Annotated in this window: 16 protein-coding genes and 1 tRNA gene; 14 read left to right on the forward strand and 3 right to left on the reverse strand. The window is 48.3% G+C overall.

The features are described from left to right. Positions 1-85 precede the first annotated feature (85 nt). A tRNA-Val gene (locus ACZOWY_RS09360) sits at positions 86-162 on the reverse strand. Positions 163-285: 123 nt separating this feature from the next. After that, entirely contained in the window at positions 286-1,137 is an 852-nt protein-coding gene (locus tag ACZOWY_RS09365; protein WP_484396212.1) for a polysaccharide deacetylase family protein, read from the reverse strand. Between the two features lie 268 nt (positions 1,138-1,405). On the opposite strand from ACZOWY_RS09365, the gene ACZOWY_RS09370 reads away from it, so the two are divergent. From ACZOWY_RS09370 to ACZOWY_RS09390, 5 genes are all read left to right on the forward strand, one after another. Beyond that, a complete protein-coding gene (locus ACZOWY_RS09370) occupies positions 1,406-1,939 on the forward strand; it encodes a LemA family protein (protein WP_484396378.1) in 534 nt (177 codons plus the stop codon). Positions 1,940-1,999: 60 nt separating this feature from the next. After that, positions 2,000-3,043, forward strand: a complete 1,044-nt coding sequence (locus ACZOWY_RS09375) for a TPM domain-containing protein (RefSeq protein ID WP_484396217.1) — start codon at positions 2,000-2,002, stop codon at positions 3,041-3,043. 238 nt (positions 3,044-3,281) lie between these two features. Then, the gene (gene rsmD / locus ACZOWY_RS09380) at positions 3,282-3,839 is read left to right on the forward strand and encodes a 16S rRNA (guanine(966)-N(2))-methyltransferase RsmD (protein ID WP_484396222.1); all 558 of its coding nucleotides are present in this window, start codon (positions 3,282-3,284) and stop codon (positions 3,837-3,839) included. Positions 3,840-3,928: 89 nt separating this feature from the next. Continuing rightward, entirely contained in the window at positions 3,929-4,420 is a 492-nt protein-coding gene (gene coaD, locus ACZOWY_RS09385; RefSeq protein ID WP_484396226.1) for a pantetheine-phosphate adenylyltransferase, read from the forward strand. A gap of 102 nt (positions 4,421-4,522) precedes the next feature. Then, on the forward strand, positions 4,523-5,167 hold the full coding sequence (locus tag ACZOWY_RS09390) for a hypothetical protein (RefSeq protein WP_484396230.1): 645 nt from the start codon (positions 4,523-4,525) through the stop codon (positions 5,165-5,167). A 120-nt stretch (positions 5,168-5,287) separates the two neighbouring features. Here ACZOWY_RS09390 and ACZOWY_RS09395 read toward each other — a convergent pair whose 3' ends face one another. After that, positions 5,288-6,511 (reverse strand): nucleotidyltransferase family protein, encoded by a 1,224-nt coding sequence (locus tag ACZOWY_RS09395; RefSeq protein ID WP_484396235.1) that lies wholly within the window; start codon positions 6,509-6,511, stop codon positions 5,288-5,290. Positions 6,512-6,700: 189 nt separating this feature from the next. On the opposite strand from ACZOWY_RS09395, the gene ACZOWY_RS09400 reads away from it, so the two are divergent. The 9 genes from ACZOWY_RS09400 (at position 6,701) to ACZOWY_RS09440 (ending at position 13,405) form a co-directional block, all read left to right on the forward strand. Next, complete coding sequence (locus tag ACZOWY_RS09400) at positions 6,701-7,201, forward strand: YceD family protein (RefSeq protein WP_484396240.1); 501 nt, start codon at positions 6,701-6,703, stop codon at positions 7,199-7,201. 38 nt (positions 7,202-7,239) lie between these two features. After that, entirely contained in the window at positions 7,240-7,419 is a 180-nt protein-coding gene (gene rpmF, locus ACZOWY_RS09405; protein WP_093913103.1) for a 50S ribosomal protein L32, read from the forward strand. Between the two features lie 231 nt (positions 7,420-7,650). Next, a complete protein-coding gene (fapR, locus tag ACZOWY_RS09410; protein ID WP_484396243.1) occupies positions 7,651-8,214 on the forward strand; it encodes a transcription factor FapR in 564 nt (187 codons plus the stop codon). A gap of 7 nt (positions 8,215-8,221) precedes the next feature. Continuing rightward, positions 8,222-9,253, forward strand: coding sequence for a phosphate acyltransferase PlsX (plsX, locus tag ACZOWY_RS09415; RefSeq protein ID WP_484396246.1), 1,032 nt, complete (start codon positions 8,222-8,224; stop codon positions 9,251-9,253). 36 nt (positions 9,254-9,289) lie between these two features. After that, positions 9,290-10,279, forward strand: a complete 990-nt coding sequence (locus tag ACZOWY_RS09420; RefSeq protein ID WP_484396251.1) for a beta-ketoacyl-ACP synthase III — start codon at positions 9,290-9,292, stop codon at positions 10,277-10,279. Between the two features lie 90 nt (positions 10,280-10,369). Beyond that, on the forward strand, positions 10,370-11,317 hold the full coding sequence (gene fabD, locus ACZOWY_RS09425) for an ACP S-malonyltransferase (protein ID WP_484396256.1): 948 nt from the start codon (positions 10,370-10,372) through the stop codon (positions 11,315-11,317). 1 nt (position 11,318) lies between these two features. Continuing rightward, positions 11,319-12,065, forward strand: a complete 747-nt coding sequence (gene fabG / locus ACZOWY_RS09430; RefSeq protein WP_484396261.1) for a 3-oxoacyl-ACP reductase FabG — start codon at positions 11,319-11,321, stop codon at positions 12,063-12,065. 49 nt (positions 12,066-12,114) lie between these two features. Beyond that, positions 12,115-12,351 carry an acyl carrier protein gene (locus ACZOWY_RS09435; RefSeq protein ID WP_093913108.1) on the forward strand — a complete coding sequence of 79 codons (237 nt, stop codon included), beginning with the start codon at positions 12,115-12,117 and terminating at the stop codon, positions 12,349-12,351. A gap of 97 nt (positions 12,352-12,448) precedes the next feature. Further along, on the forward strand, positions 12,449-13,405 hold the full coding sequence (locus tag ACZOWY_RS09440; RefSeq protein ID WP_484396265.1) for an NAD(P)H-dependent flavin oxidoreductase: 957 nt from the start codon (positions 12,449-12,451) through the stop codon (positions 13,403-13,405). Positions 13,406-13,487 lie beyond the last annotated feature (82 nt).

The raw sequence follows: 13,487 nt of genomic DNA on the forward strand, positions 1-13,487 counted from the left end.
CCATCCAACAATATATCTATCGTAATATGTTCGTACAACAAAAACCCGGAAACGCATGGACTGCGTTTCCGGGATAAGTTTTTCATGGTACTCGGACAGGGGCTCGAACCCTGGACCTCTGCCATGTGAGGGCAGCACTCTAACCAACTGAGCTATCCGAGCAAATGTAATTTACGTATGCTATTATACACCTGTTTCTAAAGAATTACCAGTTTTTTTTGAAAAACTTAAAAAAATTATATTCAATTTATAAAGTACACATAATTGGGTATCGCCTTTTGGACGCTATCTGTTTTTAAAAATAGATTCTATATGTTTATTCCAGCTAAATACGCCATAGCGCTGTAATGTGAACAAAGTCTGTTTTTGATTTGCCGAAACTGTAGCCAGAAATGCCATGTCGTAATACTTTTTAGTCTTGTTTAGCACTGCTTCATTTGTTTTACCGGTGGGATAGGCCAAAGCATAAACCGGATCCCCCAAAATTTTTTCCAAAGATTTTTTGGACTCCCGTAATTCGAAATCAACCTCTTCTGTATTCATATTCGTTAAGATTTCGTGATTTACAGTATGGGAGCCGACTTTCATACCATTTGACAGCATCTCGCGCAATTGGTCAGCGGTTAGCCGGTTGTCTTTGTTGATAGTACTGCTCACGACGAAGAACGTACCCGGTACCTGTTCCTCCCGTAAAATCGGATAGGCGTACTTATAGTTGTCTGCATACCCATCATCGAAAGTAATCAGCAAGGTCTTTTCAGGGAACGATACAGGACTTTTGGCATAGCGCCGCAAATCGCCTACATCGATAAACGAGTATCCGGCTTCTTTAAATTCCCGGATATGCTGGCGGAATACTTCCGGCTTTACATTCATACAATCATCTTCCCGGTCGGGTGTCACTTCATGATAGCAAAGGACTGTAATTACCGGGATCTCAGGAGAGAGTTCTTTTGCACGCTTAAGGCGAGTCATTTCCTGCCGTACATCTGGTCCGTAAACGGCTCGGGCAATTGCAGGCAGCAAACCGGAATCCTGCGCAAGCCAGCCCAGGTAATGAGCTAAAGAAAAAGAACAGATGCTTAAACAAATAAACCCTGCAATTATAATAAGCGGTTTAAACCCTTTAGAGCGCACTGTAATACCTTCTCCGCAATCATTTGATAATAAGCTTTATCTATTGTACAATACCTTTTTCTCAAATTCAACCTTGTTAAGATAAACAATCGACAGGGATCGTAATTCTTTTACATAATAATTTACTGCGGGTAACTTTAAATCGGGCATCGAAGCGCGGGAAAATATGATATAATTAATTATACATTGATGTCTGTTGATCAATACATATGTATCCGGCAATTGACATGTTACGACAGGGGGTATTTTCGTGAGCACTTTAATAAGTATGTTACTAGTCGTTGTTCTGGCAGTAGGCTCCATGTTCGGGTTTTATAACGGCATGGTCTCTTCGCGGGAAAATGTGGACAGCAAGTGGTCCCAGGTAGATAATCAGCTCCAGCGCCGCAGCGACCTGATTCCCAATCTGGTAAATACGGTGAAGGGTTATGCGTCCCATGAGAAGGAAGTGTTCCAGGCAGTGTCCGATGCCCGGGCAAAAATGGCAGGCGCTAAGACTGCCGGGGACAAGATGGCGGCCAATACGGAGTTGAACAGTGCCCTGTCCCGTTTACTGGCGGTAGCGGAGAACTATCCCCAGTTAAAAGCGGATCAAAACTTCCGGCAGTTGCAAGACGAATTATCCGGCACCGAAAACCGTATTGCGGTAGCCCGGAAGGATTACAATGACGCAGTACAGAGTTATAATACAAAAATCAAATCGTTACCGTATTCCCTGTTTTCCAGGGCATTAGGCTTCACGGCCCGGGACTATTTCAAAGTGGAGGAAACGGCCAAAACGGTTCCGAAGGTACAGTTTTAACGTAATGACGTTGTTGGGTAAACGGTTGCGGGAAAAGTCATTTGCAGGAATATTTAAAACATGAAATACTTGTTCAGACTACTCTTATTGGCTGTTTTTGCTTTGCTGGCCGGCATCTGGTTCGGTGTAGATGACGTGCCTGACGGGGACACCGTGCAGATTCCTCCTAAACCGTCTGCATCCTCCGGCATTTATGTGCAGGATTATGCGGGGATTATTTCTGCACCTGTCCGCGGTTATCTGCAGGATCTGGGACAGCAGCTGGAACAGAAGACCACGGCCCAGCTGGTTGTAGTGACGGTGAAAAGTCTGGACGGCGCCCCTTTGGAGGACTATTCGCTGAAACTGCTCCGCAACTGGGGCATTGGCAACAAGGAAAAAAACAACGGTGTCCTGCTACTGATCTCCACCGGAGACCGTAAATCCCGGGTGGAAGTAGGCTACGGGCTGGAAGGTGCCCTGACGGACAGTCTGACGGGGAAAATCCAGGACCAGTATATGATCCCCTATTTCCGCAAGGGCACATATGAACCGGGCATTGCTTACGGTTATGAGGCGCTGGCCCTTCGTATTGCGAAAGAGTATAATGTGCAGTTGGCGGTTTCCGGTTATAATAATCATTCACCGGGTACGGTGAGGGCAGGATCCGAAGGACAGTCCACTGAGGAGCTGTTTGAAAAGGCAATGACGGAACAGAACGGGAATAAGGAAAATGTTGCGCAGACCTATCCGGCTGAAGGTCATCAAAACTCCGGTGTTACAGAGAAAAATGTGACTTCTGCTGAAGGGGATCCCGGTCTCTCCGGAGCAGATTCTTCCCTCGCGGCAGGAGTATTGGGTGTTCTGGGCTTCCTGCTGATGAAAGGTGAGATGCTGGTTGATACTGTTGGCTGGGTTCCCCTCCTGTTGATCCTGATATTCCTCGACATTATGTTTCTCCATGGCGTGCTGACCCGTCTGCTTTTTCGGATCCTGGCGTTCTTCTTCAGCGGGGGCGGTGGTTCCGGCGGCGGATACAGTGGCGGTGGATATGGTGGCGGCAGCTCTGGCGGTGGGTTTGGCGGCGGTTCCGGCGGGGGCGGTGGTTCGTCCCGAAGCTGGTAAGGTGTTTTTTCAATGGATGTGGCAAGCAGATGGTTTTCAGAGAAGAAAGCACAATATTTTGTGCATTTCACAGATTTGTTACAATATTTAGCAATCGGAAAGTGACAAAACGGCAGTTTTGTTGTATGATAAATAAGAAAATTAATGTCCTGCAGGATTTCGAAAAGGAAGAGTTGCAGGTATAATGTTTTCGGGAGAAGTCAGAAGCAACCGACAGAAAGGCACGGCCTGAAACACAATGCGAATTATTACCGGAAAGGCACGGGGGTTGCGCCTGAACGTGCCGAAAAATTACGACGTGCGTCCTACGGCGGACCGGGTAAAGGAATCACTGTTTAATATTATCGGCAGCAAGGTTGTGGACGCGGCGGTGTTGGACCTGTTCGCCGGAAGCGGCAATCTGGGACTGGAGTCCTGGAGTCGCGGGGCGAAGATTGTGCAGTTTGTGGATAATAGCCGGACGTCTCTGAAGCTGACAGACAGCAATATACAAAAGTGTCGCGCGGAAGCGGACTGCAGGGTGTTAAAGTACGACGCAGAGGCGGCGGTGGACCTGCTGTACAGACAGGGACAGCGATTTGATCTGGTGTTTGTGGATCCGCCCTATAATAAAGGCTGGGTACAGAAAATTTTGGGCAGGCTGGCAAAAAGTCCGCTTTTGGCAGCGGAAGGCTGGCTGGTGGCGGAACATTCCGCACACGATGATGTTGCCGGGGCTGTGCCTGAGGGCTATGAGATTTTCCGGAGCCAGCAGTATGGGGAAACAGTATTGACCTTTATAAAAATTTCCAAATAATACATAGTAAGTAAAAGGTTTTTAGCAAGCTGTGTCGAAACATATCTAAATTAAGTATGTTTCAAATTTGTCCACAAGGGGGAGCTACCATGCGCAAGGCTGTGTGTTCAGGCAGTTTTGACCCGGTGACCAGGGGGCATATCGATATTATCGAGCGTGCCAGCCGGATGTTTGACGAAATCATAGTCTGTGTTTTTTACAATCCGGGAAAAGGAACATCCCTGTTTACACCGAAGGAACGGGTGGAGATGCTAAAAGCAGCCACATCCCATCTGCCGAATGTACGGGTAACCAGTTGCAGCGGTCTTTTAAACGAGTTTTGTGAAAAGGAAAAGGCATCGTTTATTGTAAGGGGACTGCGTGCCTTCACTGATTTTGAATATGAATTCCAACGGGCATTGCTGCTGAAAAAGATTAATGAGACATTGGAAACGGTTTTCATTATGACCAATGCCAATTATTCTTACATCAGTTCATCCGGCGTGAGGGAATTGCTGGCCTTTGGCGGTGACATCGGGCAGCTGGTACCTGCGTCGGTGGAAGAGCTGATCCACAAATATCAAAGACGTAAGGTAAAATGATTGCGTTGCAACCCGGTGCGGGCCGGGGCGATGCGAACGCAGCAATAATATAAAATCGATGGCGGCAGGGCTGCCAAATGTGAAAGGAAAGAGGATAACGATATGCTGGAAAGACTTAGTACAAACGTGACGTTAGATCAGATTTTTGACGACTTATACAATCTGATTTCTGAAGCGAACCGCATTCCCCTTACGGATAAGATTATCGTGGAGGAAAGCGATCTGTCAGCGATTCTGGATGACCTGAAAGAAGCAATCCCCAAGGAAGTAAAAAATGCGGGAAAAGTATTAGAGGATTCTAAAAACATCCTGAACTCTGCCCGGGAAGAAGCGGCGGCTACTGTGGAAAAGGCCAATGCGGAAGCGGAGCATATTATTACAGCAGCCAAGGAAGAAGCGGAACGTCTGGTCCGTCAGGAAGAAATCGTACGGCAGGCGGAAATGCTTTCCAAGGATATCAAAGCCTCTGCCCAGCGGTATGAGGATGAAGTGAAGCAAGGCGCGGATCAGTACGCGGATCAGGTTAAGACCGACTCTCTGCAGTATGCAGACGATATGCTGGGGTATCTCGGAAACAGCCTGCAGTCAGCATTACGGGCTATTGAAGACAATCGTAACAGTGTGAACGAGGAACGTAAAGGACTGGCAGATGTTATTGCTGCCCGTGTACAGCATATGGCTCCCCAGGCAGAGATTACTGCGCCGGTATCTGCAGAAACTGAAGAAACAGAGCCTGTTGAAGAATAACAGCTAATCAGTGCTTTTTTACTGTATTGTTATTTGAGTGTTATATTTCATTTTTGGATTCTTTCAAATAAAAAGACTCCTTATGTGCGGTATTATCGTGCATAAGGAGTCTTTGCGTATTTATCTTATGTATGCCGGCGATGTGGTAAAATACATTCCGAACATCCCTGTGTTTCCATTCAGCAGCTGAAAAAGATCAGCAGCAGCGGAGTCCAGTTGCAACAGAGGGTACATGGGTGTCTTTACATACTGCTTTTCACTGCCTGCCTTGGTTATAATGGGAAGCACCGCCGTTTCTTTCATATGTTTTAAAAGGCTTCGTCCCCGGTCATTGAAGGCCAATACCCGGAGATAAGAGGGCGCCGGTGTTTCCGTCCAAAAATCCCGGGTTCTTTGCAGCAATAACTGCAGGGCAAGGCGCCGGACAGAGGGCAGAGGGTCCCGCTTATTGGCGATTTTCAGACAGAATGAGGTATAACCATGTTGTAAATCCTGTCGTGCATTATAAAAGCGATCGCATAAATTTCTGCTGGCACTGCAATGTTCGAATAAGTCCTGGCTGCTGTGCTGGGAAAGCAGGTTGCTCAGCAGCAGAGTAAGGGCTTCTTCCTGCCGTGTAAAGAGATCAGGAAAGTCAATATCTCCTGTATTTAATAAAGTTGCGGAGGCTTCCGGAAGAACAGAAGTGAGGGATGTGAGGGCATGTCCGTTGCGCAAGGCTGTCCGGATTGCAGTTGCCGAAGCATACGGAGATGTCAGTTCTGTGTCATTGTAACTGTTGCCTTTACGTGGCAATATCAACATTTTAACCGGCAGATGATTTCGTAATATGGATTTCTGATAGGCAAGGGCAAGCTGATTGTTTGCTCCTTTGAACCAACCGGTATCTACATGATTTTCGGCAGCGGCAGTCTCCCACGCAGCGCCGTAAGAAAGGCCTTGCTGCAGAAATGATTTGATTTGTTGTTCTGTTTCTGATTGCAATGCCCATGCAGCGGTCTCTTCCAGAGTATGGCTGGCAGTATGTTCCGCTCCGCAAACCAGTGAACTTACCATACCGGTAGCAGCCAGTGTTTTTACTGCCCCTGCGGCAAAGTAGTCCGCGCTGTGGAGGCTGTACCAGGCAGGCAGCAGCAATACCAGGTCAACACCGGAGCGGACGGCTGTGGTAGCCCGTGTCCATGGGTCTGTCAGTGCAATTTCACCCCGCTGCACGAAGCAGCCGCTCATACATGCGATGACAGGTATGTTGCCAAATTTTTTTCGCAATGTCTTAAGTTGCCACAGATGTCCATTGTGGAAGGGGTTATATTCTGCAGTGATCCCGATGGTCTTTTTAATCATAAAAAGCTCCTCTTGCATTATTTTTCAGCATGTTATACAATCGTTTCAGGAAGACAATTCTCCGGATTTTTCTAAAAGTTCTTTCTTTGGTTATTTTATCACAAAAACCGGGAGGCGGATTATTTCTTCTGCTGATTTTTTCTTGACAAAGGTTTTATGTATGGCTATAATTGTAACGATTGGTGAAACATGATTAAAATAAATGTCGCTGAGATACGAAAACACCTGACAGGAAAGAAACTTCTGCAATTTGAAGCGGAACCCGCTGAATTGGATATTATTGAAACGGAGTTGTCAATTACGGGCAAGGTCCGGATTGAAGGGGAAATATCTAATGTGGGGGATGTGCTTCTGCTGAAAGCTCAGGTCGGCGCAACGGTGAACCGTGTTTGTTCCCGTTGTCTGAAGGAGTTTGAGGCAGAATCCGTTGCGGACGTTGTAGAGAAGTATTACCCGTCAGGAAGTTCGGGCGTTGAAAATGATGCTTATGTCTACGAAGCGGATGTAGTTGATATAACAGAGCCGCTGCGTGAGGGCCTGCTGTTGGCAGAACCTCTGAAAGTCTTGTGCAAAGAGGATTGTCTGGGAATCTGCCCTGTTTGCGGTACAGACCGGAACGTCTGTCCTTGCAGTTGCGATACTGACACTGTCGATCCAAGACTTGCGGCATTAAAGCAGTTCATCAAATAAATTTTAAATACCATTTTTGTTTAGGAGGTGTATGGGAAATGGCAGTACCGAAGAGAAAAATGACCAAAGCACGCCGCGACTCCCGCCGTGCGAACTGGAAGCTGACCGCTCCGGGCCTGGTTGAATGCCCGCAGTGCCACGAAATGAAGATGCCGCACCGCGTGTGTCCGGAATGTGGTTACTATAACGGGAAAGAAGTTATTAAGACCGAGGAATAATTCCATACTGAGAATTGGCCCTGAGGACGTAAGTCTTCAGGGGTTTTTCTTTTTACAATGCAATTCGTTTTGAACCGTGTTTTAGCAATTTGTGTAATGTATAGGGAAAAAAGCCCAACATATTGTACTTTTTTTCGTTTTTTACCACAAAGGACTTGCATGGAAATGCAAAAAAGAGTATAATGCATACAAGCAGGTGTTATAACCAGGTGTTAAAAGTGAGGTGATAAAATGAATTCTTCGAAAAAGCTGGTTCGCCATGAAAAATTACAGAAGCTGGTTCAGAAGGATCCATTTTTAACCGACGAACAGCTGGCAAAGACTTTGAAGGTCAGTGTGCCTACGGTTCGGCTGGACCGTCTGGCTTTGAATATACCGGAACTGCGGGAGCGGATCCGGTTGATGGCAAGTACGGCCAGCACCCGTCTGAAAGCGATTGACCAGAAGGATATTGTAGGCGAACTGATTGATCTGGAACTAAACCGGTCCGCAATTTCCACGATGACCATCACCCATGAGATGGTGCTGGGAAAAACCGGTGTGGGACGAGGCTATTTCATGTTCGCTATGGCTGATACACTGGCCCTGGCGTTGGTAGATACGGAATTTGCTCTGACAGCAGTCAGCAATGTAAAATATAAGGTGCCGGTATATCCTGGCGACAGATTGGTTGCAAAAGCAGATGTGACGAACATCAAAGATGACAGATATTATATCAGGGTCATCATTAAAAAGGAAAATACGGAAGTGTTCCGGGCTAAGTTTATTATTGCTGCGGTCAGGAAAGGAAGCTGAGGAACGCATGAAAATTGCGCTGGATGTGATGGGCACTGATTACGGTCCGAAGGAATTGGTTCTGGGGGCCGTAATGGCGGTGAAAGAATATAAATGTGATGTTGTGTTGGTGGGTGATGAACCTACCATTAAGGAATTGTTAAAAACATACGGAGCGGACAGTGACCCGCATCTTACCGTCCGGCATGCATCAGAAGTGATTGGGATGCATGAACACCCGGGGATTGCGGTAAAGACAAAGAAGGATGCTTCCATTGTGGTAGCGACGGACTTGTTGCGTAACAAAGAGTGTGACGCACTGGTATCTTCCGGCAGTACGGGTGCGGCTGTGGCATCGGCACTGTTCCATCTGGGGCGGATTCGCGGTGTGGGCCGGCCTGCAATTGCTACACCGATTCCCAGTCTGACAGGTACCACGGTGCTGTTGGACAGCGGGGCCAAAGTGGATGCCAAGCCGGAGCACATGCTTCAAAACGCTATCATGGGCTCCATTTATGCGGAACTGATGCTGAATATTAAAAATCCCCGGGTGGGACTGTTAAATATTGGTGAAGAGGAAATCAAGGGTAACGAACAGACGCTGGCCACCTATCCTCTGCTGAAGGAAGAGAAGCTGATTCATTTTATCGGCAACGTGGAAGGCCGGGACATCAATAAAGGCAATGTAGACGTGGTGGTCTGTGACGGCTTTGTGGGCAACGTGGTGCTGAAAGCGGCAGAAGGGCTGGCTACAGCTATCCTGACCATGGTGAAAGAAGCCATCCTGAGCGGAGGTTTTCTGGCTAAGATTGGCGGACTTCTGATCAAACCGGCCCTGGGCGGATTGAAAAAGCGACTGGATCCGGAAGCCTACGGCGGTGCGTTGCTGCTTGGGGTGCGGGCTCCTTTCTTTATCTGCCACGGTTCTTCCAAGGCAAAGGCAATTAAAAACGCTATCGGTGCTGCGGTAGATGGGGTAGAACGCAACATCTGCAGCCGTATTGCCGAAGACATAGCAAGGCAGACCAAAGCGGACAAAGTAGTAGGTACCTTGCGATAAACGAACGGACAAAAAGTGTATAGTAGGAGTAAAGCAGTGAAATATGCCGCTGGAATTATCGGGACAGGCTGTTACCTGCCTGAAAAGATATTGACAAACCAGGATCTGGAGAAGATGGTTGACACCTCTGATGCCTGGATTACAGAACGGACAGGGATCCGGACCCGGCACATTGCCGCACCGGAACAGGCTACCAGCGATCTGGCCTACGAGGCATCGCTGCGTGCCCTGGCGGATGCGGAGACAAAGCCGGAAGAACTGGATCTGATTATCGTGGCCACGGAAACGCCGGATTATAAATATCCCTCTACGGCTTGTCTTCTACAGGCAAAGCTGGGGGCGAAGAACGCAGCCTGCTTTGACCTGTCTGCAGGATGCAGCGGGTTTGTATATGGCCTTGGTATCGGGAGTCAGAGCATTATCAGCGGTTTGTATAATAAAATCCTGCTGGTAGGAGCGGAAACCCTTTCCCGTATTACGGACTGGACAGACCGCAATACCTGCGTGCTGTTTGGTGACGGCGCAGGTGCTGCTGTATTGGGCCGGGTAGAAGAAGGCTACGGGGTGCTGAGTATTGACCTGGGGGCGGACGGCACCGGTGGTATGCACCTGATCCAGCCCGGCGGCGGAAGCCGAAAACCGGCGACTCATGCGACGGTAGATGCACACGACCACACGATCCATATGGACGGGCAGGATGTGTTTAAATTTGCAGCTCGGAAGATGCCGGCAGCCTGTAAAAAAGTATTAGAAAAAGCAGGGATGACCATTCATGACATTGCATTACTGGTGCCCCATCAGGCCAACATGCGCATTATCGACAATGCCATAAGCCGTTTGAAAATTGACAGGGAAAAAGTCTGGATCAACATTGACAAACATGGCAACATGTCGGCTGCCTGCATTCCGGTCTGCCTGACAGAAGCGCGGAAAGCGGGACGGTTAAAAAAAGGCGACAATGTAATAATGGTAGCCTTTGGCGCCGGACTGACCTGGGCCGGCGCTTTAGTGAAATGGGTAAAGTGATTTTCAGAATCCCCCTTTGTTTTTTTAGATTGCAGATTCGATTACAGATAAAAAAGATAGTTCAAAAAAATGAAAGCGAGGTTGATTCCGTTGGCAAAAGTAGCATTTGTATTCCCGGGACAGGGTTCACAGAAAGTTGGAATGTGCAAGGATTTTTACGATAATTACGCCTGCGCGAAAAAGGTGTTTGATGAGGCAGACGAAGCGCTTGGCTTTTCCATTACAAAGCTGTGTTTTGAAGGACCGGAAGAAGAGTTGCGTCTGACAAAATTCACCCAGCCTGCCATCCTGACCTGCAGCGTGGCAGCACTGGCTGTGATGCGAGAACACGGACTGGAATGTGAGATCGCCGGCGGGCACAGCCTTGGTGAATATTCCGCACTGGTTGCCGCAGATGTGATTAATCTGCGGGATGCCGTGGTTGCTGTCAACAAGCGTGGACAGTTCATGCAGGAAGCTGTTCCGGTAGGGGAAGGTGCCATGGCGGCCGTAATGGGGCTGACGCCTGATGAAATCGTGACGATCTGTAAGCAGGTTGAAAATGAATGCGGCGAAGCGGTGCAGGCTGTAAACTTTAACTGCCCCGGTCAGGTGGTTATCGCAGGGGCGACAAAAGCAGTAGATAAAGCAACGGAAGCCTTAAAAGCGGCAGGAGCCAAACGGGCAATTCCGCTGCCGGTCAGCGCTCCATTCCACAGTACCCTGATGAAACCGGCTGCGGACCGGTTGAAGGAAGTGCTGGACAGAATCGAATTCCGCGATGCGAAATTCCCGGTGGTTGCCAATGTAACCGCCGAACCGGTTGTCAAAGCTGAAGAAATCCGTGCGTTGCTGGTAAAACAGGCCGCCAGCCCTGTAAAATGGGAAATGTCCATGCGGAATATGATCAAAGACGGATTCGATACCTTTGTTGAAGTGGGCCCGGGTAAAGTCCTGACCGGTTTTACCCGTAAAATTGACCGCGAAATGACCGCATTAAATGTTGAAGATATGGCAAGTTTAGAAAAAACACTTGCTTATTTTAAGGAGGTTCGCTAAAATGCAGTTAGAAGGAAAAGTAGCTCTGGTAACGGGTGCTTCCCGTGGGATTGGCAGAAGCATCGCTCTGCTGCTGGCTTCCCGTGGCGCTGACATTGCCATAAACTATGCCGGTAATACGGAAGCAGCCGAGAAGACCAGAGCGGAAATTGAAGCGCTGGGCCGTAAGGCGATCCTGGTGAAAACTGACGTGGCGGATGCAGAAGCCTGTGCGGCCATGATCGACGAAGTGGTCAAAGCTTTTGGTAAGATCGATATCCTGGTAAACAATGCAGGCATCATCCGGGATGGTTTACTGATGCGCATGAAAGAAGCAGACTGGGACGCGGTATTGCTTACCAACCTGAAGAGTGTGTTCAACTGTACTAAAGCTGCTGTTAAATACATGATGAAAGCCCGCAGTGGCCGGATTGTCAGCATCAGTTCCGTAGTAGGAGCTATGGGAAATGCCGGCCAGGCAAATTATGCTGCGGCCAAGGCAGGTATTCTGGGCTTCACTAAAGCCACGGCCAAGGAAGTCGCGGCAAGGGGGATTACGGTGAATGCCGTGGCGCCCGGGTTTATTGCTACGGATATGACAGCGGTGCTGCCGGAAAAGGTAGTGGATGGTTTGAAAGCAGGTATCCCGATGGGGCGTCTCGGCGAACCGGAGGATATTGCGAAGGCGGTTGCATTCCTGGTATCGGATGAAGCTGCTTATATTACTGGCCAGACTTTGCATGTTAATGGCGGTATGTTTATGAATTAAGGAGAAAGAGACTGACCGTGAAATGGTCTGCGAGAGGAGGTGAATCGTGATGGGCACTTTCGAAAAAGTAAGAGATATTACTGTTGAACAGTTAAGCGTTGACGCTGATGAAGTAAAGATGGAATCTGCGTTCATCGATGATCTGGGAGCTGATTCTCTGGATATTGTTGAACTGATTATGGCTTTTGAAGAGGAATTCGGTGTTGAAATTCCGGATGAAAAAGCTGAAAAGATCCGTACTGTTGCTGACGCAGTTAAAATGTTGGACGAAGAAAAAGAGGCTTAATGCCGATTGGTTTGGGGATGCCCTGTGCAAGGGCATCCCTGCAAACCATTTTATTTTTATGAATCGTATAATTGTTTCCTGAAATGGGGGATATCTGTTGAAATTACCAGTGCTTAAAATAGGAAATTTAGTTGCTCAGGTCCCGATTATCCAGGGTGGCATGGCAATTAGATTATCAACGGCACGTTTGGCTGCTGCAGTAGCCAGTGAGGGGGGTATCGGCCTGATTGCTGCTTCCGGAATGGAGGAGCAGGAATTACGGACGGAAATCCGCCTTGCCCGTAAGCTTACTAACGGCAAGGGTATCATTGGTATTAACTGTATGGTAGCTGCCCGCGCGTTTAAAAACTTAATTGTGACTGCTGCGCAGGAAGGTGTGGACCTGATTGTGGCCGGCGCCGGTTTTTCAAGAGATATTTTTGCAGTCGGCAGGGAATACAATGTAGCAGTGGTGCCGATTGTATCTTCTGTCAAACTTGCGAAGATTTCTGAAAAGCTGGGAGCATCTGCAATTGTGGTAGAAGGTACCGAGGCCGGAGGCCATCTGGGTACGCAGCAGTCTATCAAGGAAATCCTGCCTGATATTGTGAAAGCGGTGAATATTCCAGTGATTGCGGCAGGCGGTGCAACCTGCGGGCAGGATATTGTAGATTTGCTGAATCTGGGTGCGGACGGCGTGCAGATGGGCAGCCGTTTTGCCGCCAGTGAGGAGTCCAACGGAGCACGGTTCCTGAAGGAAATGTATCTGCGCATGTCAAAAGAGGATGTTGTGCAAATTGACAGTCCGGTAGGTTACAAAGGACGTTCAATCCGCAGTCCCTTTGCACAGCTTTCGCTGGAAGGGAAGGCTCCTTTGCCTGTTACCTGCGACGCATGCCTGAAACATTGCACCCATCAGTTCTGTATTATCCGGGCTCTGTCCAGAGCCCAGCAGGGGGACGTGGAAACGGGTCTGATTTTCACGGGGGCCAATATGTGGAAGATTCATGAAATCCTGCCGGTTAAAGAAATCTTCCGCCGTATCAAGGAAGAAGTTGCAGCGATTAACAACTGAAAAGAACAGTCAGGAAAATAAGCCGGAAAGGAAGTGTGTCCGGCTTATTGGACAACAATCAAGAAATCATGAGGTGATAATT

This window comes from Succiniclasticum sp., from assembly GCF_056977735.1.